The sequence below is a fragment of the Vagococcus bubulae genome, from assembly GCF_003950315.1.
GTDB classification, from domain to species: Bacteria; Bacillota; Bacilli; order Lactobacillales; family Vagococcaceae; genus Vagococcus; species Vagococcus bubulae.
Genome location: NZ_NGJT01000006.1, coordinates 80,875 through 104,119, shown reverse-complemented (window position 1 = coordinate 104,119; position 23,245 = coordinate 80,875). Strand labels below are relative to the sequence as shown.

Below are 23,245 nucleotides of genomic sequence, written 5' to 3'. Positions count from 1 at the left end.
TATTTTATAGAGAAAGGAATCCGTTATGCGATTAAGAAACAAACCAGGTGCAATGGAGACAATTAAAGACAATTCACAGTATATTTTAACAGATGGCAGCTTGTGGAAAGGTAAATGGCAAGAACGTTTTGCAAAAGAACAACCCATTCATATAGAAGTGGGGAGTGGAAAAGGGCAATTTATTGTCGAAATGGCAAAAGCTCATCCTGATATTAACTATGTGAGTATTGAACTTCAAACAAACGCCATGATTTCAGTATTAGAAAAACAATTGGTTGAGCAGTTACCTAATTTGCAATTATTATTAGTCAATGGAGCAGATTTAACTGATTTTTTTGCAGAAGGTGAAGTTTCTCAAATTTATTTGAATTTCTCTGATCCTTGGCCAAAGAAAAAGCATGCTAAAAGACGACTAACTTATAAAACATTTTTAAAAACCTATGAAACTATCTCAAAATCAGGTGCACAACTTCACTTTAAAACGGATAATCAAGGTTTATTTGAATACTCATTAGCTAGTTTGTCTCAATATGGTATGGTTTTAAATCAAGTGTGGCTTGACTTACATGGTAGCGATTATGAAGGCAATATTATGACAGAGTATGAGGAAAAGTTTTCTGCTAAGGGGCAACCAATTTATCGATTAGAAGCAACCTTTAAAGAGAAATAGTAAAAACATCTTTGCGGATAAAAAACGCAAAGATGTTTTTTAGTTATCTCTGATGAGAAAAGATAATTGAGTAGTAATAGATGAAGTGAGTTGTTCTTTTGGTGTTTGACAATCATGAAACAACCAATTTTTAATGACACCTGTCACAGCAAATGCATAAAAATCAGCCGTTTCTTCGGATTGGGTTTGTTTCACCGTTTCTTTTTTTGGATGGGTGATTAAGTATAAAATAAATTGTTGTAGTTGAATCGATAATTGAGCATCAAAAACATAGGACTCCAGTAACGTCTTTTGGTAAAACAATTTATTTTTTTTGAAATAATCAACCAATCGTTTAATAATCACTGTCCAGTGATCATAGTTGATAAAATGTTCCACAATTTCAGTGAGTTCTTGTTGATAAATCCAAATAATCAAATCTTCTTTGTCTGTAAAATGATCGTAAAAGGTTTGTCTACGATATTCAGCGTTAGACATGATATCTTTTATGGATATTTTTTGATAGGGAGTCGTCTTTAATAAATCTTTTAATGAATAGGCGATGACTTTTTTTGTGATTAAAGAACCCGTTGACGCCATGAGAGACCTCCTTTAGTTGACCTTGTCTATAGAATAACAAGCTAAAACGAAAAAGACAAATGCGATTTATTTTTGAAAGCGGACACATTTTTAAAACTGTCCATTACGAAGAAAGCCTTTTCTTTATATAATACAGACATAGATAAGAAAACGGAGGAAGCGACGATGAAAAAAATAATTAATCAAACAGATGACATATTAAATGAAATGCTTGAAGGACTCTCTTACGCTTATAGTGATTTAGTCACACGAGTTCCAGGAACAAACGTTATTGCTAAAAAGACTATTTCTGGTAACAAAGTCGGTGTCGTAAGTGGTGGAGGAAGTGGTCATGAGCCTGCACATGCTGGATTTGTTGGAAAAGGGATGTTAAGTGCCGCTGTTTGTGGAGAAATTTTCACATCGCCTACCCCAGACCAAGTACTGGAAGGAATTAAAGCAGCTGATGATGGTGCTGGAGTATTACTCGTCATTAAAAATTATTCTGGTGACGTGATGAATTTTGAAATGGCAAAAGATTTAGCTGAAATGGAAGGTATTGAAGTTGAAACAGTTTTAGTAGATGACGACATTGCGGTTGAAGACAGCACATACACAGCTGGAAGACGTGGTGTGGCAGGAACTATTTTTGTTCATAAAATTTTAGGGCATGCGGCTGAAAGTGGTAAAACATTAGCTGAGATAAAAGAAATTGGGGACAAATTAGTCAAAGAAATTAAAACACTAGGTGTTGCATTAACTGGTGCAACAGTTCCTGCAGTAGGAAAACCTGGATTTGTTTTAGAAGAAGATGAAATTGAATTTGGAGTTGGTATTCATGGTGAACCTGGATATCGTAAAGAAAAATTACAATCATCAAGAAAATTAGCTGAAGAATTAGTTGGGAAATTAAAAGATGAATTTAACTGGAAGTCTGGAGATAAATACGGTGTGTTAGTGAATGGCTTAGGTGGAACACCATTAATGGAACAATTTGTTTTCATGAATGATGTAAAGGCTTTACTTGAAGAAGATGGTTTAGTAGTTGATTTCAAAAAAGTGGGCGATGTGATGACATCAATTGATATGGAAGGTTTGTCGTTAACCATGATTCACTTAGATACACCAGAATGGACAGAAGCTTTGAAAGCACCTGTTACAACTATTGCGTGGTAAAAAAGGAGAGACATATATGGAAACAAAACAAGTGATAAATTGGTTACAACTATTTACAGATAAAGTAGGTGAAAATAAAGCTTATTTAAGTGAGTTAGATACACCTATTGGAGATGGTGATCACGGAGCTAATATGGCTCGTGGGACAAGCGAAATGATGAAAGCTATCGAAGAAAAAAATCCCGAAACACCAACAGAGGTTTTTAAGTTAGCAGCGATGACATTAATCAGTAAAGTTGGTGGAGCTTCTGGTCCGTTATATGGTTCAGCTTTTATGGGAATGACAAAAGCCTCAATGAAATCGGATGATTTAGTGACGATTTTAGAAGGTGGCATGAGTGAGATTCAAAAACGAGGAAAAAGTGAGCCAGGTGAAAAAACAATGCTTGATACTTGGTCACGTGTTATTGAGTCACTTAAAGAAGGCTCTTTAACAGAAGAGAAAATTAAAGAAATTTCTGAAATCACAAAAGAAATGAAAGCAACAAAAGGACGTGCCTCTTATTTAGGTGAGCGTTCTATCGGTCACATTGATCCAGGAGCTATGTCAAGTAGTTACCTATTTGAAGCTATGATAGAAGCAGGAGTGAAATAGATGAGTTTAGGAATCGTATTAGTCTCACATGTAGCAGAGATTACAACGGGTATTACACGTTTAATCAGAGAAGTAGCGAAAGATGTCTCGATTACGACAGCTGGTGGTTTGGAAGATAATGGTATTGGAACAAGTTTTGATACGATTATGTCAGCGTTTGAAGAAAATGAGGCAGACACTATTCTAGCGTTTTACGATCTAGGAAGTGCCAAAATGAATTTAGAATTAGCAATGGACATGACAGATAAAAATGTCATTTTATATGATACAGCATTAGTTGAAAGTAGTTATACAGCGGCCGCGTTAATACAAGCTGGTGCTGATCTAAAAACCATTGAAGAACAATTAAGCGAATTAAAGGTAAAATAACTAGGGGGAAAAATCATGAGAAAAGCATTTATTAGTCCATCAAAATATGTACAAGGCGAAGATGAATTACTGAACTTAGGTTATTATGTTAAAACATATGGAAAGACAGCTCTTTTAATCGCACATCAAGACGATATTAATCGTGTGCAAGAAAAATTAGACAAAACAGCAGAAAAATTTGGTATTACATTTATTCCAAGTCATTTCAACGGTGAATGTTCACGCAAAGAAGTAGCGAGATTACAGGCGTTTGCTAAAGAAAATGAAGCAGATTGTGTGATTGGTTTAGGTGGAGGAAAAGCCATTGATACCTCAAAATGTGTGGCTGAAGGAGATAACTTAATTATCGTGCCAACAATTGCCGCAACTGATGCGCCAACAAGCCATTCAGCTGTTTTATACACTGAAGATGGTGAGTTTGATGATTATGCTTACTTTAAACAAAGTCCAAGTGTGGTAATGGTTGATACAACTATTATTGCAAACGCACCAACAAGATTTTTAGTATCAGGTATGGGAGATGCGTTATCGACATTATTTGAAGCACGTGCAACAGCTAATTCATTTTCAAATGTTAATGCCGGCTTACCAAATGGTTATGTGACAAAAGAAACAGCACCTGCTAAAAATACAATTGCAGCCTATACATTAGCTAAAGTATGTTACGAAACATTACTTGAAAATGGCTACAGTGCCAAAATAGCCTGTGATAATAATGTAGTAACACCAGCATTAGAAAACATTGTTGAAACAAATATCTTGTTATCTGGTTTAGGATTTGAAAGTAGTGGTTTAGCAGCAGTACATGCAATTCATGATGGATTAACTGCTTTAGAAGGAACTCATTCATATTTCCATGGTGAAAAAGTTGCTTTTAGTGTGATTTGCCAATTAGTATTAGAAAATGCGTCACAAAAAGAATTACATGAAGTGCTTGATTTTAGTTTGTCAATTGGTTTACCAGTTTGTTTAGAAGACATTGGAGTAGAAAGCATTACGTTTGAAGAAGCAATGGAAGTAGCTGAAAAAGCGTGCATCCCAGAAGAATCAATTCATTCTATGCCTTTCCCTATTGTTGAAGAAGAAGTCGCTGCAGCGATTATTGCGGCAGATAAAATTGGTCGTGATTACAAAGCAAAACATAAATAATAATAAAAAATGATTGAAACAGTCAGAATGCCCTATATTCTGGCTGTTTATTTTATATACTTGTGATAGACTAGGAAAGGAAAAAAGAAAAGGGGGATGTTATGACACGAATTATTAATAAGCCAAAAGATACTGTCTCGCAAGTTTTGAATGGTGTGGCATACATTCATCAAGATATCTTACAAAGAGTTCCTAAGACAGGTATATTATTACGTAAAGATAAAACCTCAAATAAAGTGTCGATCATTAGTGGTGGAGGAAGTGGACATGAGCCAGCTCATTTTGGCTATATTGGAGAAAATATGTTAGATGCTTCAGTTAGTGGTCCTTTATTTATTCCACCAACAGCTGAAGAAGTATTTGAAGCTATTAAAAAAACAGATCAAGGGTTAGGCGTTTTACTGATTATTAAAAACTTTGAAGCTGATGTAACCAATTTTTTGAAAGCAAAAGAGATGGCAGTAAAAGCAGGTCATAAAGTGGGGCATGTAATTGTTAACGATGATTGTTCTGTTGAAACAGGTAGTTTTGAAAAAAGACGGCGTGGTGTCGCAGGGACTGTGTTTGTTCATAAAATACTTGGTGCAGCGGCAAGTGAAGGGAAAAGTATTGCCGAGTTAGTTAAGTTAGGAGAAACAGTTGTTCAATCGATGAATAGCTTAGGTGTTGCCCTATCCAGTGGAACAAGCTTAACGGGTGATAAAATTAATTTTGATTTGGAAAAGGATATGATTTCTTTTGGAATCGGAATACATGGAGAGAAAGGCTATCGAAGTGAACCATTCTATTCATCAGAACATTTAGCTAACGAATTAATTAATAAATTACTTGTTCAGTATGAGGATTACACGGATAAAAAGTTTGCTATATTAATTAACGGATTAGGTACGACAACGATTATGGAGCAATATGTCTTCTCTAATGATGTGAGACGATTACTTGATTTGGAAGATGTCGAAATTGTATTTGCCAAGACAGGTAATTATATGACATCAACAGATATGGCTGGTATATCTTTAACCTTTTTAGAAATAGTTGAGGAAAAATGGTTAGATTACTTAAAAATGACAACGAATGCCTTTGCTTGGTCATAATTTAGAAAAAACATCTAAAATCATACGATTAATTAAAAAAAGAGTTGTATTATTTAAAAGTCTATGTTATATTAATAAGCGTAGTATATTTGATTCGTTTTAGGAAAATTAACATTCTGTTTACATTTCTCCTATTAAGCGTCACATTTATTGCAATAAAATATGCGTACATGATTACGCGATAATAAGGAGGAAACACAACATGGCAAACGGAACTGTAAAATGGTTTAACGCTGAAAAAGGTTTTGGTTTTATCACTCAAGAAGGTGGAGAAGATGTATTTGCACATTTCTCAGCTATCCAAGGTGAAGGATTCAAAACTTTAGAAGAAGGTCAAGAAGTGACTTTTGATGTTGAAGAAGGTCAACGTGGACTTCAAGCAACTAACATCGTTAAAGCTTAATTCTAACTTTAAAAGACAAAACCACTTAAGGTAAACTTAAGTGGTTTTTTTATTGTCAACTGTATCTAAGGGTTCGTCTAGTACAAGGCCAAGTGCCAACCCAATATTAATAATTTGATCAAGGTTAATAATCAAACCACGTATTTTATCAGGAGAAAAGTAAAGTTGTTCAAACTGACAACTTGATAGATTTAATGTAGTGAGTGATGTATTTACCCAAGTCGTTTTATTTAAAAAACAATGGGATAATTCTAAGTGTTTCCAATCCATATCTGAAAACTCAGAAGAAATCAAATCACATTGAGTAAGAGATGTGTATCTGATTTTAGCAAAATTAAAAGAAGCGTAGTGCATAGAGCAATCAATAAACTGGCAATGGTTTATATAAGAATCAGCAAAATTGACACCAGTCAGTCGACAATTTTTAAATACGACACGGTGGAACGAACTATTTATCCATTCCGTGTTTGAAAAATCACAGCCATCAAATACAGTGTCGCTTATTTCGATGGCATCACATACTTGATTAGAAAAATAAACTTTGTTCCAAATATTTTTATCAATAATTAATCGATTAATTTGATCATGCTGTTCATAGGTTGTGTCTTCAAACCATAATTTTTCTAATAAAATGTCAGATAAATTAGGTGGAAATGTCGTTGCTTGAGTCAACTGTGTTTCTTGTATCATCGGTTGTTTTATTTTCATACAGTACATCCTTTCTATTCTCTAATAGATATCATACAATATTTAAATTAAAAGTATAGAATAGACGACTAATAATTAATCAAAAAAGTTGTTGACTTTTATATTTGATTCTTATACAATAAAGAAGTTGAGAAATTAAAGCAGAAGCACCCGCTTCTCGCCTGAACAATAAAAAGTTGTTGGGCTAGATAACGTTTAGTTTTGATATGATATCAAATACTATTTTGGTGCGGGGTCTTTATTTATAAAGAACTCGTTTTTTTCTGTGTTTTTCTCTAAAAAATTCGGAGGTGAATGACCATAGCTAAAGATAATATGGTGAATGACGGCATTCGTGCAAGAGAACTACGTTTAATTGCAGTAGACGGAGAACAGCTAGGTGTTAAATCTAAAGTAGAAGCTTTAAGAATTGCTCAAGAGGCAAATCTTGATCTAGTTTTAGTATCACCAAACGCTAAACCACCAGTTGCAAAAATCATGGATTATGGAAAATTCCGTTTTGAGCAACAGAAAAAGGAACGCGAAGCCCGTAAAAAACAAAAAGTCATTAATGTGAAAGAGGTTCGTTTGAGCCCAACAATCGATGTCAATGATTTTAATACCAAATTGCGTAACGCGCGTAAATTCCTTGAAAAAGGTGATAAAGTGAAAGCTTCTATCCGATTTAAAGGTCGTGCGATTACCCATAAAGAAATTGGTCAGAACGTCTTAAATCGCTTAGCAGATGAAACAAATGATATTTCAGTTGTGGAACAAAAAGCGAAAATGGATGGTAGAAGTATGTTTATCATGCTTGCACCAAAAACAGATAAGTAGGTAAAAATCTGAGGAGGAAAATAACATGCCAAAAATGAAAACACACCGTGGATTAGCAAAACGTGTAAAACGTACTGGTGGTGGAGGTCTTAAAAGACATCGCGCATTTACTAGTCACCGTTTCCATGGAAAAACTAAAAAACAACGTCGTCAATTACGCCGTCCAGCAATGGTATCAAAAGGCGACTACAAACGTATTCGTCAACAATTGACTCGCATGAAATAATTTTTAGTTCCTGATAATAGCTAAAAATATATACTGAAATAATGAACAACTCAAGGAGGAATTATCATGGCACGTGTAAAAGGTGGAACAGTAACTCGCCAACGTCGTAAAAAAGTGCTTAAGTTAGCTAAAGGCTACTATGGCTCAAAACATACATTATATAAAACAGCAAAAGAACAAGTGATGACTTCTTATACATACGCATTTAGAGATCGTCGTCAAACAAAACGTAACTTCCGTAAATTATGGATTGCTCGTATTAACGCAGCAGCTCGTATGAATGGTTTAAGTTACTCTAAATTCATGCATGGTTTAAAATTAGCAAACATTGATATGAACCGTAAAATGTTAGCTGATATTGCTATCCATGATGCAGAAGCATTTACAACATTAGCTGACCAAGCAAAAGCAGCATTAGCTAAATAATAATGATTATTAATCTAGAAGATGTATATTTTCTAGATTTTTTTATATGAAAAGCACATACTTTTTTTAGGTGAAATAACCTTAAAGAAGTATGTGCTTGTTTTTTTATTAATAAGTTAAGTAATTCAATAATTTGTTTAAGTCATTAATTTGCTCTTGTAAGCTTGCTCCGATTGTAGTATCTCTTACGTATTTTCTTTCCACAGGTCTATCCACAATTCGTTTGATTGAAGCAATATCATCGTTTTGTAAAATAACATCTTCTATAGAAGAAAAAGGCTTATGGGCAACCAGCTGCATACCATAAGAATTATATAAAAGAGTATAGCCGGCGATACCAGTTGTTTTTTGATAAGGTTTTGAAAAGCCACCATCAATTACCAACATCTTTCCGCCTGCTTTAATAGGCGTTTCTCCTTTAATCTCTTTTACAGGAGTATGACCATTTATAAGGTGGCTATCTTCCTTGTGAAGACCAAATTCAGAAAGGATAAAAGCAATCGTTTCTTGACGCTCTCTCAGCTTATAATAAGCATTTTTTTCTTCTACGTGAGTTTCTTTGTCTTCGATAAAATACCGTTCAAAAGTTGTCATTTCTTTTTTTCCAAATAATGACGAATTTTCTCCTGACCATAAATACCAAAGTAAATCTGTGTCGATATCGTTATGACTATGTGGATTAGCGTAAGCTCTTCTTAAGCTGGTTTCAAAAAAATCTAATAGATATTTCCCTTTATACGAATGTCCGTTGATATGGAACGCTTTTAATGAACCGTCTTGATTTAAAGGGACGCATCCATGAATAAGTAAATTGTCGTTGTAAACAAGATACATATTGCCTTTTTTTACTAGAAAATCAGTGTGCCGTTTTAGTTTTTCAGAATGAATAAAATTTTGCATTAATCGCTCGATAATTTCTTCTTCTTCAACTGTTAATTTAGCGGGATTATTAGGATCCACTGTCATAAAACAGGTATTAGTTAAAGCATACTTTTTCCCTTTTAAATGAATGGATAAATCAGTGTAGTCGACAGTTGTTAAAAGTTTTCTATGATCCATATTAAACTCTTGTCGCCTAGAAACTAATTGTTCTTCCAATTTAAATTGTAAAATCGCAGCAGCTTGGTGCATTTTTGTTGTTTCTAATATCTCTTCGTTTGATGAGGTGGTTTCAGGTGTTGTCTTAGGTCGAAACATAGGGTTATCTAGATAATATTTTTCCGCATAGGTTAGTAATGGTCGTAAGTTAATGCCGTAAGTATCCTCAATAATATCTAAATTATTATATCTTGCAGAAATACGAATGATGTTCATCATACAAAGAGGAGAGCCTGCTGCAGCCCCAATCCAAATGATATCATGGTTTCCCCATTGGATATCGACTGAATGGTAATTAATTAAAGCATCAATAATTTTATCTGGTTCTGGTCCTCTATCATAAATGTCACCAACAACGTGTAAATGGTCTACCACTAAACGTTGGATGGTGTAACATAAATCAATAATTAAAGCATTTCCTTGTTTAAGAGTTAAGACATCAGAAATAATTTGGTTATAGTATTCTTCTTTATCTGCATTTGATTTTACTTGATAAAGTAATTCTTCAATGATATATGAAAAACGTTTTGGTAAAGATTTCCTTAATTTAGAGCGAGTGTATTTACTCGCACTAAATTTTATTAAGCGAACGAGTTGGTCGATTGTCTGTCTATACCAATCAGTGTTGATTTGTTTTTCAATATGTTTCAATTTTTGTTCAGGATAATAAATAAGAGAAGCAAGTGTTTGCTTTTCATCATGAGTTAATTCGTTATTAAATACTTCATTAATTTTTTCCTTAACGTTACCCGATCCATTTCTTAATAGATGTTGGAAGGCATTAAATTCCCCATGTAAATCACTAACAAAGTGCTCCGTTCCTTTAGGTAAATTTTGAATCGCTTTCAAATTTATGATTTCGCTAATGATGTTTTCTTTGCTACCGTGTTGTTTATAAAGTAAATCAAGATATTTGTTTTGTTCTATCATATAACCTAAACCTTTTCTTTTTTAATTAATAGTAGTCTATCATACACTATTAGTCAATGTATACCAATTGGTAAAAAACACCTAATTGTCAAATGATAAAAAAATTTGTATAATTTGAAAGGATTGGATAGGTGATAAAAATGAGAAATGAAATGATGTATCGTCCGGTATTAAAAGATGAAATAATCGAGTTAATTCGACATAGACAACCAGAAATTGGTGGTAAAGTAGGCGATATTCAAACTGAAGCTAAAGAAACAGGTGTTCCGGTCATTCCTAATGAAACAGCCACGTTTTTACGTTTTTTCTTAAAACAAATTAAAGCAAAAAATGTTTTAGAAATAGGCACAGCTATCGGCTTTTCTGCTAGTTTGATGATAGAGGCGATGGGAAAAGATAGTCATGTGACAACGATTGATCGATTTGATGTCATGATTAGGCGAGCAAAAAATACCTTTGAAAAATTAGAAATTGAAGACCAAGTGACGTTACTAGAAGGTGACGCAAAAGATATATTAGGAACACTTGATGGACCATACGATTTTATTTTTATGGATAGCGCAAAGTCGAAGTATATTGAGTTTTTACCAGAATGTTTAAGGCTAGTAAAAACAGGTGGGGTCATTATGATTGATGACGTGTTTCAAGCTGGAACAGTCATGCATGATATAAAAGATATCCCTAAGAGTCAGCGAACGATTTATCGAAAATTGAATAAATTATACGATGCTGTACTAGGGAATGATGATTTATCTGTCACGATTCTTCCTTTAGGGGATGGTGTATTGATGATTTCAAAAGAAGTGGATGACGTACAATTAACGATTGATGAAGGAATGTGATATAGGCACATTCTTTTTTATTGTTCTCAAAAAAAACCAACTGATAAACAAATTATCAGTTGGTTTAAATAACGTCGCAGGAGGGATTCGAACCCCCGACCGTTCGCTTAGAAGGCGAATGCTCTATCCAGCTGAGCTACTGCGACTGGATGTATAAGTAGTATTGGTTGTTTTAAACAACAGAATAATCATAAACAATTTTTAAAGAATAGTCAACTGTTTTTTTAATAAAATTTTATGTTATAAAAAAACCCTGTCTAAAAGGAAAATTAAAAGAAAAAATGGATGATAAACAAACGAAAATTAAAAATACTAGACAAAAAGTAGAAGTATGATGTATACTTACAAAAGTATTGTTGATATTATGGGGAAATTAAACAATATAACAATTAATTTAGGTGTAAGGGGAATATACAATATGGGGAAAATTGATCCACGAGTCATTAAAACTCGTAAAAAACTAAGACAAGCTTTTTTAGATTTGTTAAAAACACGTAGTTTAAGTGAAATGAACATTAAAGATTTAACAAATCAAGCAGGTGTTACCAGAGGGACTTTTTATTTACATTACCGAGATAAAGATACTTTTATCGAAACAATCATGGAAGAAATTATTGAAGATTTCTATGAATCAGTAGTGGAATACGTTCCTTACCAAGGTGATGAAGAGAAACAAATTCCACGAATCGTTTTAGATCGTGTGTTTGCTTATATTGGTAATTCACCAGAATTCTTTGTAACGTTACTAAATGAGAACGATGCAGAAGACTACCGAGTATTGTTTAGTGAGCGTTTATACGACTATGTATTAGCTCATGTGAACTATGGTAACTCTATCCCAGTTAGAAAAATGCCAAAAGAATTAGTGAATAACTTCGTCGTTTACTCATTACTAGGTATTTCGAATGCATGGGTGAGTGAAGGTCAAATTTATGCTAATCATTATATTGCAGCGATGGTATCAAAAATGTATCGCTCGGAATTGTTTATTGAAGTTGGGTTATCTGACTTTTTTGTATCTGAAACAATCTAATATTACGGAGAATGGTCAAAAGTTATTGACTATTCTCTTTTTTTTTGGTAGGATGTTAATGTTGTATTTGTGTGCACCACAACTACAACCGCACGAAACAAGTATTAAGAACATTAGTCGCTTGTGACGGCGAGTCTAAGTAAAGAAGAAGGAGGTGCGGAACAAACATGTACGCTATTGTAAAAACTGGTGGAAAACAAGTTAAAGTAGAAGTAGGTCAAGCAATTTACGTTGAAAAATTAGACGTAGAAGCTGGCGGTAAAGTTGTGTTTGATGAAGTCGTTTTAGTAGGTGGAGAATCAACAAAAGTTGGAACACCACTTGTTGAAGGAGCAACTGTTGAAGGAACTGTTGAAAAACAAGGAAAACAAAAGAAAGTTGTAACTTACAAATATAAACCTAAAAAAGACAGTCATCGTAAACAAGGTCATCGTCAACCTTATACAAAAGTTATGATTGAAGCAATTAATGCCTAATTTTTAGAAAGTAGGTATGCTTGTGATACAGGCTAAATTTAAGCAAACTGAGACCGGTGACTTTTTATCATTTGAAATGGATGGACATGCTGAATCAGGTCCTTATGGATACGATATAGTGTGTGCAGCAGCATCTGCTTTGTCAATTAATACCATAAACAGTATTAACGAACTAGCAGACTATACGCCCATTTACGAAATGGAGTCAGGATATCTTTATTTTGAAAGATTGGATTCTTTATCAGATAAACAAATTGATATAACAAATTTATTGGTTCACAGTTTATTAATTGGGCTACGCTCAATTAAAGCTGATAATCAAGCATTTATACAAGTTAAACTCAGTCAAGGAGGTGCAAATCCATGTTAAAAATGAATTTACAATTATTCGCCCATAAAAAAGGTGGAGGTTCTACTACTAACGGTCGTGACTCAAGATCAAAACGTTTAGGTGCTAAACGTGCTGATGGTCAAACTGTATCAGGTGGATCAATTTTATACCGTCAACGCGGAACAAAAATTTATCCAGGTGAAAACGTTGGTCGTGGTGGAGATGATACATTGTATGCAAAAGTAGACGGTGTGGTTCGTTTCGAACGCAAAGGTCGCGAAAAAACACAAGTATCAGTTTATCCAGTGGCTAAATAATTAAACTATTGAGCAGCTTATTCGTTGGAATAGGCTGCTTTTTTTGTTTCGTTTGATTTTATTTCCTTAATAAGTTTGTTATAATAAAAAGTAGCATAATGAAAAGAGGGCGACGTAAATGATGGAACGTGTAGAAAAATTACGAAGTAAAATGGTGGAACGTGGAATAGATAGTTTTTTAATTACTAATTCATATAATTTGAGATATTTAACAGGCTTTACAGGGACAACAGGTATTGCTTTGATTACATTAGATCAAGCGTATTTTATTACAGATTTTAGATACACTGAACAAGCGGCTGAGCAATGTGTAGGATATGAGATTGTTAAAAATGTTGAACCTGCTTTTAACGTTGCTGCTGATTTAGTGAATCAATCTAAAGTTCAAAATATGGCTTTTGAAGAACAAACAGTATCGTTTTTCCAATATACTGTGTTAGAAGAATTAGTAGACGTTGATTTAATACCTGTAACAGGCGTAATCGAAACATTACGTGAAGTAAAAGACATTGCTGAAATTGAAACCATTCGTAAAGCGTGTCAAATCGCAGACGCTGCGTTTGAACATATTTTAACTTACATCAAACCAGGAATGACTGAAATACAAGTAGCGAATGAATTAGACTTTTATATGAGAAGTTTAGGAGCAAGTGGTGTGTCATTTGATACAATTGTTGCAAGTGGATTACGTTCAGCTATGCCACATGGTGTTGCAAGTGATAAAGTTATCGAAGTTGGCGATTTTATTACGATTGATTTTGGTTGCTACTATAATGGATATGTTTCTGATATGACAAGAACGATTTCTTTAGGTGAACCAAGCGAAAAATTGAAAGAAATTTATCAAATTGTCAAAGAAGCGCAACAATTGGTTTTAGATACAGCTAAGCCAGGTATGACGGGTATTGAATTAGATGCAGTCGCAAGAGATTATATTAGTGAAAAAGGATATGGCGAAGCTTTTGGTCACTCAACAGGACATGGTATTGGGTTAGAAATTCATGAAGGACCAAATGTCTCTAAATTAGCTGAAAAAGCGTTTGTTCCAGGAAATGTTATCACAAATGAACCAGGAATTTATTTACCAGGAATTGGTGGGGTTCGAATTGAAGATGATATGTTAGTGACAGAAGATGGCATTGACCGATTGACACACTCTCCAAAAGAGCTTATTATTTTATAGATAATTCATGTGAAAAACAATATTTTAGGAGGCCGTTATGATATCAGTTAATGATTTAAAAACAGGCTTAACGATTGAAGTAGATGGTAATATTTATCGTGTCATTGAATTTCAACATGTTAAACCAGGAAAAGGTGCAGCGTTTGTTCGAACAAAATTAAAAAATTTACGAAATGGAAGTACTGCTGAGAAAACATTTCGTGGTGGAGAAAAAGTAGCTAAAGCGCAAATAGATAACAAAAAAATGCAGTATCTTTATGAATCTGGAGGCAGTTATGTCTTTATGGATATGGATACTTATGAGCAATTAGAATTACCACACGAACAAATAGCAGAAGAATTAAATTACTTATTAGAAAATAGCGAATGTCATATTATGATGTATGGAACAGAAACTATTGGAATTAATCTTCCAAATACGGTAGAATTAGAAGTCAAAGAAACAGAACCAGGAATTAAAGGGGACACATCATCAGGAGGGTCAAAACCTGCTGTTATGGAAACAGACCTTGTTGTCCAAGTGCCATTCTTTATTAATGCTGGGGACCGTTTGATTATTAATACATCCGATGGGTCATATGTTTCTCGTGCATAGTGATAAAGTAAAGGAGGAAGTTTAATGTCAGAAAATAAAAATTTGGTATTAAGTAACCAAAATCAAGCGATTGACGGAGAAATTGTTGTTGCTCCTGAAGTAATAGAAGTTATTGTAGGTATTGCTGCATCAAAAGTATCTGGTGTTTATGGCATGCGCGGTAACTTAGCATCTAATGTTGCAGAACTTTTTGGAAGTTCCGTTCATGATAAAGGTGTCTATCTAACAAACGATGAGGGCAAAATAAAAATTGATTTATATTGTTTCTTAAATTATGGCGTATCTGTACCTAAAACAGCGATTGATATGCAAGAAAAAGTGAAACAACAAGTCCTTTATATGACAGATTTGGAAATAGAAGAAGTAAACGTGCATGTTGTTGGGGTAGTACCTGAAAAAACAACATTGCCAGATTTAAATGAATTATTCGATTCAGAAGATGAGGAAGATTAGAGTGGGATTAACAAGACACCAATTAAGAGAAGTAGCTTTTCAAACGATTTTTTCAATGATGTATCAAGAAGATGCTGCGATTATTGATTCAATCAGTTATACATTATCACTAATGGATGAGAGTTTTGAGTTAGAGGAAGAAGATTTAGTGATTCCAACTTATTTAGAAGTGGTAGTAACTGGAATTATGGAGAAACAAAGCTCACTTGATGAAGTGATTGAAAAACATTTAAAAGGATGGAAAATTAATCGTTTAGCTAAAGCTGATTTGATTATTTTACGTCTAGCGATTTTTGAAATGCTATATTTAAAAGATATACCTAACAAAGTATCATTGAATGAGGCGCTTGAATTAGCTAAAACGTACAGCGATGACGAATCGAAACGTTTTATTAATGGTGTTTTGTCATCAGTATTAGAAGATATAGAAACAGAAACGGTTTAAGCATAACAGACAAAAAGATTAATTTCTTTTTGTCTTTTTAAATAAGCTATCATGAATTGTTGTAAGTAAATGTTAATAGCTAGTGTAATATGCTTCAGTGTAAAATAAAGTAGATAATATTTTTATCTAACGTAAATAGAAATGAAAGTATTCAGTAATTTTTATTGTTGAAATATAAATTCATAGTATAATAAGAACTAATTATGATAAGATGACTTTTAACTAAGGAATGTTATCATAATTAGTTTTTTTATTAAACGAGATGATATTTTCTATTAAAAAAAGCTTATGATACAATAAAATGAAATGAAAAAATGAGGGGATGGAGACTATGGCAGTAATTTTAGACGGGAAAGCATTAGCAAACAAAATGCAAGAAGATTTAGCCAATGAAGTGACAGAATGGAAAAATAAAGGTTATCGTATACCAACACTTGTGGTCATTTTAATCGGAGAAGATAGTGCAAGCAAGGTATATGTTAAAAATAAAGAGAAATCAGCACAAAAAATAGGATTTAATTCAATTGTGAGACGATTAGATGACTCAATTAAGGAAGAAGAGCTTTTATTAATTATTGAATCATACAATCAAGATGATTCAGTAGATGGTATTTTAGTTCAGCTACCATTACCAAAACATATAGATGAAGAAAAAGTATTATTAGCCATTGATCCTAGAAAGGATGTTGATGGATTCCATCCATTAAATGTTGGTAAGTTATTTGTGGGAGATCCAGACATGCATCCATGTACTCCATACGGCATTATTACGTTATTAAAAGAACACCAGATTGACTTAGTTGGTAAAAAAGTTGTGATTATCGGTCGAAGTAATATCGTCGGTAAACCTTTGATGCATATGATGTTAAATGAAGATGCGACTGTGACAATTGCCCATTCAAAAACAAAAAATTTGAAAGATGAAACGCTAACGGCAGACGTGTTGGTAGCAGCAATTGGACAAGCCGAATTTATCACATCAGATTATGTGAAAGAAGGAGCTGTTGTGGTTGATGTTGGAATGAATCGTAATAGTGAGGGCAAATTAGTAGGAGACGTTGATTACCAAGATGTATTGCCAAAAGTTAGTGCCATCACACCTGTTCCAGGAGGGGTTGGACCGATGACTATTACGATGTTAATGGAACAAACCATGAACCAAGGAAGAAAGCATTGTGGTGAATAAAAAGAATGATAGAAAAGAATTACTTAACAGTAACAGCATTAACAAAATATTTAAAACGAAAATTTGAAGCAGATCCTTATTTGGAGCAAGTTTATTTAACTGGTGAGGTCTCGAATTTTAGACCTAGAGCAAACAGTCATCAATATTTTAGTTTGAAGGATGAAAAAGCTAAATTATCTGCGGTGATGTTTAAAGGTGCTTATCAAAAATTAAAATTTCAACCAGAAGAAGGTATGAAAGTTTTAGTAGTTGGTCGAATTTCGCTTTATGAAGCGTCAGGAAATTATCAAATTTATATCGATCATATGGAGCCAGATGGTGTAGGAGCACTTTATCAAGCTTATGAACAGCTTAAAAATTCGCTAAATCAAGAAGGGTTATTTAAAGAAAGTCATAAACAACCGCTAGTTAAATATCCTAAACGTATAGCAGTTGTCACTAGCCCTAGCGGTGCGGTGATTAAAGATATTATGACAACTGTTCAAAGACGTTATCCGATTGCACAACTTGTTCTATTTCCAACAAAAGTTCAAGGGGACGATGCCTCTAAGGAAATTGCTCAACGGATTAGGGAAATCAATGAGATAGGAAATTTTGATACCATGATTGTTGGTCGTGGTGGAGGTTCTATTGAGGATTTATGGTCTTTTAATACGGAGGAGGTTGTAAGAGCGGTATTTGAATCAAGAACGCCTGTTATTTCATCTGTCGGGCATGAAACAGATACGACACTGACTGATTTAGTGGCCGATGTTAGAGCTGCAACACCCACTGCAGCTGCCGAATTAGCAGTTCCTGTATTAAAAGAAGAGCTAATAAAAATTCGCGAAAAACAAATGCGTTTATACAATGCATTAAATAATCAGTTGAAACATAAACGGGCTAACTACGATAAATTAAGTCAGTCAGTGATGTTTAAGCAACCGAATAGATTATACGAAGCCTTTTACTTACAATTAGATGGTTTAGACAGACGTTTGAAACAAACCATCACAAATACATTGCATGAAAAACAAACACAGTGGCAAAAGCAATCTGAAAAATTAATGCTTAAAAATCCTTCAGAACAAATAAAAAGACGTCATCAAGAGCTTACTTTTTTTGAGCAAACACTTAATCGTTCGATGCAACAGCTGTTACTTAATAAAGAAAAGCATTTTTATCAAGCGGCTGAATCACTTGATTTATTAAGTCCTTTAAAAACAATGAGCAGAGGATATAGTTATGTTACGAAACAACAACATATTGTAAAAAGCGTATCAGATGTTAAAATTGAAGATGAAGTGACGTTAAATGTGTCAGATGGTAAAATAATAACAATTGTAAAAGAAATAGAAAGCGATGGGATGATATGACCAAAGAAAAACAAACGTTTGAAGAATCAATGGAAGAGTTAGAAACGATTATTAAAGGACTTGAATCAGGAGATGTTCCATTAGAAATAGCTTTAGAAAAATTTCAACGTGGTGTAGAATTAAGTAAGCAGTGCCAAGAAACATTAGCTAATGCCGAAAAGACCTTAACAAAAGTCATGAGTCATGATGGTCAAGAAATAGAGTTTGAAGCTAAAGGAGAGTAATGATGACAAATTATTCTAATTTTGTCGCAATGAATGCACCAAAGATTGAACAAAGCATCTGTGAGTTTCTTCAGGAAGAAACGATTGGAGAAGAATTAACTAAGTCAATGATTTATTCTATTAAAGCGGGTGGGAAAAAGTTTCGACCACTTCTTTTTTTAGCAACGTTAGATGTATTTGATTACTCTATTACACAAGCTGAGTACAATGTGGCGAGTTCACTTGAAATGATTCATACCTATTCGTTGATTCATGATGATTTGCCAGCGATGGATGATGATGACTTACGTCGCGGAATGCCGACAAACCATATTGAATTTGGAGAAGCACTGGCTATCTTGGCAGGAGACGGGTTGTTAACTGAAGCGTTTCACTTATTATCTTTGGCTGATATTGAGCCTAAAAAGCTAGTTAACATCATGGGGATATTATCTGCTAGTGCTGGTACAAAAGGGATGATTGCAGGACAAGTAGAAGATATACAGGCTGAAAATAGGCAAGTTTCTTTGGAAGAGTTACAGCAAATTCATGAGAAAAAAACAGGAGCGCTAATAAAAAGTGCTGTTGAAATGGCTTGTATTATAGCGGACGTTAACATCTTTGTTCAAGGCAAACTAGAACAGTATGCAACATCTTTAGGAATTGCCTTTCAAATTCGTGATGATTTACTCGATGTTATTGGAGATGAAACGTTAATCGGTAAACACACAGGTAGTGATGAAAAGCTAAACAAATCAACCTATGTATCATTATTGGGATTATCTGGTGCTAAAGAAGCTTTTTATGAGCAATGTGATAAGGCACAAGAAGCGTTGAACCAAGTAAAATTAGAACTAAATCAATCGATAAATAGTTTGACGTTATTAGATGAAATACTAAAAGAATTGAAGGAAATAGCATGAAAGAAAAAGTAGGTAAAGAACGTGTCGATGTTCTTTTAGTGCAACAAGGACTATGTGAAACAAGAGAAAAAGCAAAACGGACAGTCATGGCTGGTTTAGTTTGCGATGAAAAAAATATCCGCTATGATAAACCTGGAGAAAAAATTCCGACTACAACGGAGCTTAGGTTAAAGGGCCAAGTATTGAAGTATGTGTCTCGAGGTGGTTTGAAATTAGAAAAAGCAATCGAAGTGTTTGATATTGATTTTTCAAATCGAATCTTATTGGATATTGGTTCCTCAACAGGAGGATTCACTGATGTTGCCTTACAAAACGGAGCAATGATGAGTTACGCTCTAGATGTTGGTTCTAACCAACTTGCGTGGAAGCTAAGACAAGATGAACGCGTTGAGGTCATGGAGAAAACGAACTTTAGGTATTCTAAGTTATCTGACTTTAAGTTAGGTCAGCCAAACATTGCAACCATTGACGTGTCATTTATTTCATTAAAACTGATTATTCCGGTTTTACGTGATATTATTTCTTCAAACGGAGAAGTTGTGGCATTGATTAAACCACAATTCGAAGCTGGAAAAGAGCAAGTAGGGAAAAAAGGGATTGTTCGAGATAAAAAGGTGCATGTCGATGTATTAAATACTATGATAAACATGATGACTGAGTCAAAATTTGATGTTTTACAATTAGATTATTCTCCAATTACTGGTGGGGAAGGAAATATAGAGTTTCTAGCCTATTTGAAACCTTGTGAAAAAACTGGTGAATATCTAGGCAATGAAACACCAATAGAATTAGTTGAAAGAGCCCACAATCACTTGAATGGATAAGAGAGGTCGATTATGAGAAAGTCTGAACGACAAAAACTAATTAAAAAAATAATATTCGAAGAAAACGTTGGAAAACAAGAAGAATTGGTTATGTTGCTAAAGGAAAGAGGTATCCCTGTGACTCAAGCAACCGTTTCACGTGATATTAAAGAACTTAATTTGATTAAACAAGTTGATGATCAAGGGGAATTTAAATATATTTTACCCAAAAATGACACAACAGAGAAACGTCGATTAGAAAAAATGATGGAGACGTCTTTTATCAAAATTGATACAATGGATAATTTAGTTAACCTACAATTGGAACCAGGTGTGGGGGTTATTATTGGAAAATTAGTAGAATTTGTTTATGAAGACAGCTTGTTTACAGTTGTTGCAAATGACGATAAATTATTGATTATTACTCGAACCAACGAGCAAGCACGTATGTTAGAAAGAGAAATTTTATCTATGACATAATGAGGTGATTAGTGACATGATTCAAGAATTAACTGTTCAAGATTTTGCCATCATTTCTAATTTGACGATTCCTTTTAAAGAAGGTATGACTGTTTTGACAGGGGAAACGGGTGCTGGTAAATCTATTATAATTGATGCTATGGGACTGATAGTTGGTGGCCGTGGATCGGCTGATTATATAAGAGATGGGGCAGAAAAATGTCGCATCGAGGGATCGTTTTTTGTTTCGGATAATCAACAAGTCTCTTTGTTTTTAGAAAATAATGGCATAGAACCATCTGATGGGCAATTAGTGATTCAACGTGAGATTTATCGCTCAGGTAGAAATAACTGTCGCATTAATGGGCAGCTAGTCACAACGAAAACGTTAAGAGAGATTGGCCCTTATATTGTAGATATTCATGGTCAAAATGAACACCAAGAATTAATGCAAGTTCAAAATCATTTACATTTATTAGATCAATATGCTCCAGAAGATCTTAGAGTGAATTTAATAAGTTATCAGGAAAAATTTCGTCAGTATGTGTCGTTGAAAGAACAGGTTACAAATATGTTGAATAATGAGAAAGAATTTGTTCAGCGAATGGATATGTTAACCTTTCAGTATAAAGAGATAGAGTCTGCTCAGTTAATGGTGGGTGAAGAAGAATCATTAATTGAAGAACGACGTAAATTAATGAACTTTCAAAAAATTATGGATTCATTAAAAAAAGCCCATCAATACCTTGATAATGATGAGTTAAATGCTGTAACACTTAGTGGGTCTGCAATGAGTGAGATGGAGCAAATTGAATCGATTGATGATGAGTATGCTGAAACAACAGAATTATTAAGAACAGCTTATTACTCATTACAAGAAGCAACTGGACGAGTGAGCAATTCTTTGGAACAATTAGAGATGGATGATGAACGCTTAATTGTGGTTGAAAACCGCTTGGATATTATTAGGCAATTAAAAAGAAAATATGGGGAAACAGTTGAAGAGATTATTTCCTATTTTAATGATATTTCTGAAGAGTTATCAACAAAATTAAACAGCACAACAGATGTTTCAAAGCTACAAGAAGAACTTATTATAATGAAGAATGAATTGGATTGTTTAGCTGATAGCTTAAGTCAACAGCGTCATGAAGTTGCTAAACAATTAGAAAAAAACATTATGAAGCAATTAGCCAGTCTTTATATGGAGCAAGCTGTATTTAAAGTAAACTTTTCTGCAACAGATTTAACGATAAATGGAAAAGATCGAATTGAATTTTACATGTCTACTAACGTTGGGGAATCGTTGAAACCGTTAGCTAAAATCGTATCAGGTGGAGAGTTATCGCGTATTATGTTGGCTTTGAAGACTATTTTTTCTGCAACGCAATCAATTACAAGTATTGTCTTTGATGAAGTCGATACAGGAGTAAGTGGACGCGTTGCTCAAGCCATTGCAGAAAAAATTCATCAGATAGGTGAACAGTCGCAAGTACTATGTATTACTCACTTACCACAAGTCGCAGCCATAGCAGATACGCAATATTTTATTCGAAAATTAGTAAAAGATAATCGAACTCAAACCAAAGTAAGTGAATTATCAGAAGATGAACGAATTGATGAGATAGCTAGAATGCTATCTGGCGCAGATGTAACAGATTTAACAAGGGAACACGCTAAAGAACTATTATCCTTAGCTAAAAAAGACCACTAACTAATGAAAAAGTTAGTGGTTTTTCTGTTTAAATAAGTCCTAAAGCGGCTAAAGAGGATAATACAATTCCTCCGACAGTTACAATAAGCATAATCCATATTACAACTTTAGTGACTTTACTGAATGTTGATTTTGGTTTTTTATCCATTGTTTAGTATTCACTCCAATTTTATAGTCATTACAGTATATTTTACAATGAGGTTTATAAAAATAGCAAGAAAATCAATAAAATGTAAAAAAATGCTTAAATAAATTGAAAGACTGGGATGTAATGCTTATAATGGAGGTATTATAATGTCGATGAAGGGATAAAAAACATGCCAAATTTCACAGTAGCGCTATTTTTTTGGTACTTATTTCCAGTGATAGTGATGATTGCAAGTAATTTACTTGTAAAAAAAACAAATATTGATAAAAAATATGGTATAAAAGCACCTGATATAGCAACACCATTCTTTTTTGTGGGCATTCACTTTGTATCAAAAGGAACATTGGGAAGTAGCTTTTTAGCGTACGTCTTTTTAATGATCTTTTTTATCGGAATGTTTGTTGCGATAATGTTTGCTTATTATTTTCATGATATTAATTATAAACGCTATTTTAAAATATTATGGCGTATTTCTTTTTTAGTAACGTTAATGATTTATGTTGTATTAATTATCGGTAGTATTATTCTGTTTTTAAAACGGTAGAGTGCGTCTTCTTTAGT

At 33.7% G+C, this 23,245-nt stretch carries 31 protein-coding genes, 1 tRNA gene and 2 other annotated features; of the genes, 27 read left to right on the top strand and 5 right to left on the bottom strand.

The features are described from left to right. The first annotated feature begins 25 nt into the window (after positions 1-25). Positions 26-670: a tRNA (guanosine(46)-N7)-methyltransferase TrmB gene (trmB, locus tag CBF36_RS04970; RefSeq protein ID WP_125957137.1), complete on the top strand. Its 645-nt coding sequence runs from the start codon at positions 26-28 to the stop codon at positions 668-670. A gap of 39 nt (positions 671-709) precedes the next feature. Here the strand turns inward: trmB and dhaS are convergent, their stop codons facing one another. Next, positions 710-1,249, bottom strand: a complete 540-nt coding sequence (dhaS, locus tag CBF36_RS04965) for a dihydroxyacetone kinase transcriptional activator DhaS (RefSeq protein ID WP_125957136.1) — start codon at positions 1,247-1,249, stop codon at positions 710-712. A gap of 165 nt (positions 1,250-1,414) precedes the next feature. Between dhaS and dhaK the strand changes: the two genes are divergently transcribed. The 6 genes from dhaK to CBF36_RS04935 all read left to right on the top strand — a co-directional run bounded on the left by dhaK (position 1,415) and on the right by CBF36_RS04935 (position 6,014). Further along, on the top strand, positions 1,415-2,404 hold the full coding sequence (dhaK, locus tag CBF36_RS04960) for a dihydroxyacetone kinase subunit DhaK (RefSeq protein WP_125957134.1): 990 nt from the start codon (positions 1,415-1,417) through the stop codon (positions 2,402-2,404). Positions 2,405-2,420: 16 nt separating this feature from the next. Beyond that, positions 2,421-2,999: a dihydroxyacetone kinase subunit DhaL gene (dhaL, locus tag CBF36_RS04955; RefSeq protein ID WP_125957132.1), complete on the top strand. Its 579-nt coding sequence runs from the start codon at positions 2,421-2,423 to the stop codon at positions 2,997-2,999. After that, on the top strand, positions 3,000-3,368 hold the full coding sequence (gene dhaM / locus CBF36_RS04950) for a dihydroxyacetone kinase phosphoryl donor subunit DhaM (RefSeq protein ID WP_125957131.1): 369 nt from the start codon (positions 3,000-3,002) through the stop codon (positions 3,366-3,368). Positions 3,369-3,383: 15 nt separating this feature from the next. Next, positions 3,384-4,517 (top strand): glycerol dehydrogenase, encoded by a 1,134-nt coding sequence (locus CBF36_RS04945; protein WP_125957129.1) that lies wholly within the window; start codon positions 3,384-3,386, stop codon positions 4,515-4,517. Between the two features lie 101 nt (positions 4,518-4,618). Then, complete coding sequence (dhaQ, locus tag CBF36_RS04940; protein ID WP_125957127.1) at positions 4,619-5,611, top strand: DhaKLM operon coactivator DhaQ; 993 nt, start codon at positions 4,619-4,621, stop codon at positions 5,609-5,611. A gap of 202 nt (positions 5,612-5,813) precedes the next feature. Further along, positions 5,814-6,014: a cold-shock protein gene (locus CBF36_RS04935; RefSeq protein WP_125957125.1), complete on the top strand. Its 201-nt coding sequence runs from the start codon at positions 5,814-5,816 to the stop codon at positions 6,012-6,014. Between the two features lie 36 nt (positions 6,015-6,050). Here the strand turns inward: CBF36_RS04935 and CBF36_RS04930 are convergent, their stop codons facing one another. Next, a complete protein-coding gene (locus CBF36_RS04930; protein ID WP_165865385.1) occupies positions 6,051-6,722 on the bottom strand; it encodes a pentapeptide repeat-containing protein in 672 nt (223 codons plus the stop codon). Between the two features lie 132 nt (positions 6,723-6,854). After that, positions 6,855-6,991 (top strand) — a sequence feature (ribosomal protein L20 leader region). Positions 6,992-7,016: 25 nt separating this feature from the next. Between CBF36_RS04930 and infC the strand changes: the two genes are divergently transcribed. The 3 genes from infC to rplT all read left to right on the top strand — a co-directional run bounded on the left by infC (position 7,017) and on the right by rplT (position 8,190). Next, complete coding sequence (gene infC / locus CBF36_RS04925) at positions 7,017-7,538, top strand: translation initiation factor IF-3 (RefSeq protein WP_071456383.1); 522 nt, start codon at positions 7,017-7,019, stop codon at positions 7,536-7,538. Positions 7,539-7,563: 25 nt separating this feature from the next. After that, positions 7,564-7,764 carry a 50S ribosomal protein L35 gene (gene rpmI / locus CBF36_RS04920; RefSeq protein ID WP_071456384.1) on the top strand — a complete coding sequence of 67 codons (201 nt, stop codon included), beginning with the start codon at positions 7,564-7,566 and terminating at the stop codon, positions 7,762-7,764. A gap of 66 nt (positions 7,765-7,830) precedes the next feature. After that, positions 7,831-8,190 (top strand): 50S ribosomal protein L20, encoded by a 360-nt coding sequence (gene rplT / locus CBF36_RS04915; protein WP_071456385.1) that lies wholly within the window; start codon positions 7,831-7,833, stop codon positions 8,188-8,190. 108 nt (positions 8,191-8,298) lie between these two features. Here rplT and CBF36_RS04910 read toward each other — a convergent pair whose 3' ends face one another. Continuing rightward, on the bottom strand, positions 8,299-10,218 hold the full coding sequence (locus tag CBF36_RS04910) for a fructose-1,6-bisphosphatase (protein ID WP_125957121.1): 1,920 nt from the start codon (positions 10,216-10,218) through the stop codon (positions 8,299-8,301). Between the two features lie 140 nt (positions 10,219-10,358). Here CBF36_RS04910 and CBF36_RS04905 point away from each other — a divergent pair, with 140 nt between their 5' ends. After that, positions 10,359-11,060 (top strand): O-methyltransferase, encoded by a 702-nt coding sequence (locus tag CBF36_RS04905; RefSeq protein WP_125957120.1) that lies wholly within the window; start codon positions 10,359-10,361, stop codon positions 11,058-11,060. Positions 11,061-11,132: 72 nt separating this feature from the next. On the opposite strand, the gene CBF36_RS04900 is transcribed toward CBF36_RS04905, so the two are convergent. Then, positions 11,133-11,206 (bottom strand) — tRNA-Arg (locus CBF36_RS04900). 272 nt (positions 11,207-11,478) lie between these two features. On the opposite strand from CBF36_RS04900, the gene CBF36_RS04895 reads away from it, so the two are divergent. From CBF36_RS04895 to recN, 15 genes are all read left to right on the top strand, one after another. Continuing rightward, entirely contained in the window at positions 11,479-12,093 is a 615-nt protein-coding gene (locus CBF36_RS04895) for a TetR/AcrR family transcriptional regulator (RefSeq protein ID WP_165865384.1), read from the top strand. Between the two features lie 76 nt (positions 12,094-12,169). Then, positions 12,170-12,240: a sequence feature (ribosomal protein L21 leader region), on the top strand. A gap of 20 nt (positions 12,241-12,260) precedes the next feature. Beyond that, positions 12,261-12,569: a 50S ribosomal protein L21 gene (gene rplU / locus CBF36_RS04890; protein WP_071456389.1), complete on the top strand. Its 309-nt coding sequence runs from the start codon at positions 12,261-12,263 to the stop codon at positions 12,567-12,569. 22 nt (positions 12,570-12,591) lie between these two features. Then, on the top strand, positions 12,592-12,939 hold the full coding sequence (locus CBF36_RS04885; protein WP_125957117.1) for a ribosomal-processing cysteine protease Prp: 348 nt from the start codon (positions 12,592-12,594) through the stop codon (positions 12,937-12,939). Then, positions 12,933-13,217 carry a 50S ribosomal protein L27 gene (gene rpmA / locus CBF36_RS04880; RefSeq protein ID WP_071456391.1) on the top strand — a complete coding sequence of 95 codons (285 nt, stop codon included), beginning with the start codon at positions 12,933-12,935 and terminating at the stop codon, positions 13,215-13,217. The genes CBF36_RS04885 and rpmA overlap by 7 nt, the downstream gene beginning before the upstream one ends. A gap of 118 nt (positions 13,218-13,335) precedes the next feature. Beyond that, positions 13,336-14,400: a M24 family metallopeptidase gene (locus CBF36_RS04875; protein ID WP_125957115.1), complete on the top strand. Its 1,065-nt coding sequence runs from the start codon at positions 13,336-13,338 to the stop codon at positions 14,398-14,400. A 37-nt stretch (positions 14,401-14,437) separates the two neighbouring features. Beyond that, the gene (gene efp, locus CBF36_RS04870) at positions 14,438-14,995 is read left to right on the top strand and encodes an elongation factor P (RefSeq protein ID WP_125957114.1); all 558 of its coding nucleotides are present in this window, start codon (positions 14,438-14,440) and stop codon (positions 14,993-14,995) included. 24 nt (positions 14,996-15,019) lie between these two features. Then, complete coding sequence (locus tag CBF36_RS04865; protein WP_125957112.1) at positions 15,020-15,448, top strand: Asp23/Gls24 family envelope stress response protein; 429 nt, start codon at positions 15,020-15,022, stop codon at positions 15,446-15,448. Between the two features lies 1 nt (position 15,449). Beyond that, positions 15,450-15,893: a transcription antitermination factor NusB gene (gene nusB / locus CBF36_RS04860; RefSeq protein ID WP_243637978.1), complete on the top strand. Its 444-nt coding sequence runs from the start codon at positions 15,450-15,452 to the stop codon at positions 15,891-15,893. Between the two features lie 331 nt (positions 15,894-16,224). Beyond that, positions 16,225-17,079 carry a bifunctional methylenetetrahydrofolate dehydrogenase/methenyltetrahydrofolate cyclohydrolase FolD gene (folD, locus tag CBF36_RS04855; RefSeq protein WP_125957110.1) on the top strand — a complete coding sequence of 285 codons (855 nt, stop codon included), beginning with the start codon at positions 16,225-16,227 and terminating at the stop codon, positions 17,077-17,079. Positions 17,080-17,087: 8 nt separating this feature from the next. Next, a complete protein-coding gene (gene xseA, locus CBF36_RS04850; protein ID WP_125957184.1) occupies positions 17,088-18,434 on the top strand; it encodes an exodeoxyribonuclease VII large subunit in 1,347 nt (448 codons plus the stop codon). Beyond that, positions 18,431-18,658 (top strand): exodeoxyribonuclease VII small subunit, encoded by a 228-nt coding sequence (locus tag CBF36_RS04845; protein ID WP_125957108.1) that lies wholly within the window; start codon positions 18,431-18,433, stop codon positions 18,656-18,658. The genes xseA and CBF36_RS04845 overlap by 4 nt, the downstream gene beginning before the upstream one ends. Positions 18,659-18,660: 2 nt before the next feature. Further along, a complete protein-coding gene (locus tag CBF36_RS04840) occupies positions 18,661-19,560 on the top strand; it encodes a polyprenyl synthetase family protein (RefSeq protein ID WP_207854465.1) in 900 nt (299 codons plus the stop codon). Beyond that, a complete protein-coding gene (locus CBF36_RS04835; RefSeq protein WP_125957107.1) occupies positions 19,557-20,384 on the top strand; it encodes a TlyA family RNA methyltransferase in 828 nt (275 codons plus the stop codon). Before CBF36_RS04840 ends, CBF36_RS04835 begins: the two co-directional genes overlap by 4 nt. A 12-nt stretch (positions 20,385-20,396) precedes the next feature. Continuing rightward, positions 20,397-20,843 carry an arginine repressor gene (locus CBF36_RS04830; RefSeq protein ID WP_125957105.1) on the top strand — a complete coding sequence of 149 codons (447 nt, stop codon included), beginning with the start codon at positions 20,397-20,399 and terminating at the stop codon, positions 20,841-20,843. A gap of 16 nt (positions 20,844-20,859) precedes the next feature. Continuing rightward, a complete protein-coding gene (gene recN / locus CBF36_RS04825) occupies positions 20,860-22,536 on the top strand; it encodes a DNA repair protein RecN (RefSeq protein ID WP_125957103.1) in 1,677 nt (558 codons plus the stop codon). 28 nt (positions 22,537-22,564) lie between these two features. On the opposite strand, the gene CBF36_RS04820 is transcribed toward recN, so the two are convergent. Next, entirely contained in the window at positions 22,565-22,684 is a 120-nt protein-coding gene (locus tag CBF36_RS04820; RefSeq protein WP_125957102.1) for a DUF4044 domain-containing protein, read from the bottom strand. Positions 22,685-22,853: 169 nt separating this feature from the next. Between CBF36_RS04820 and CBF36_RS04815 the strand changes: the two genes are divergently transcribed. Then, the gene (locus CBF36_RS04815) at positions 22,854-23,228 is read left to right on the top strand and encodes a DUF3397 domain-containing protein (RefSeq protein ID WP_125957100.1); all 375 of its coding nucleotides are present in this window, start codon (positions 22,854-22,856) and stop codon (positions 23,226-23,228) included. Positions 23,229-23,245: the final 17 nt, after the last annotated feature.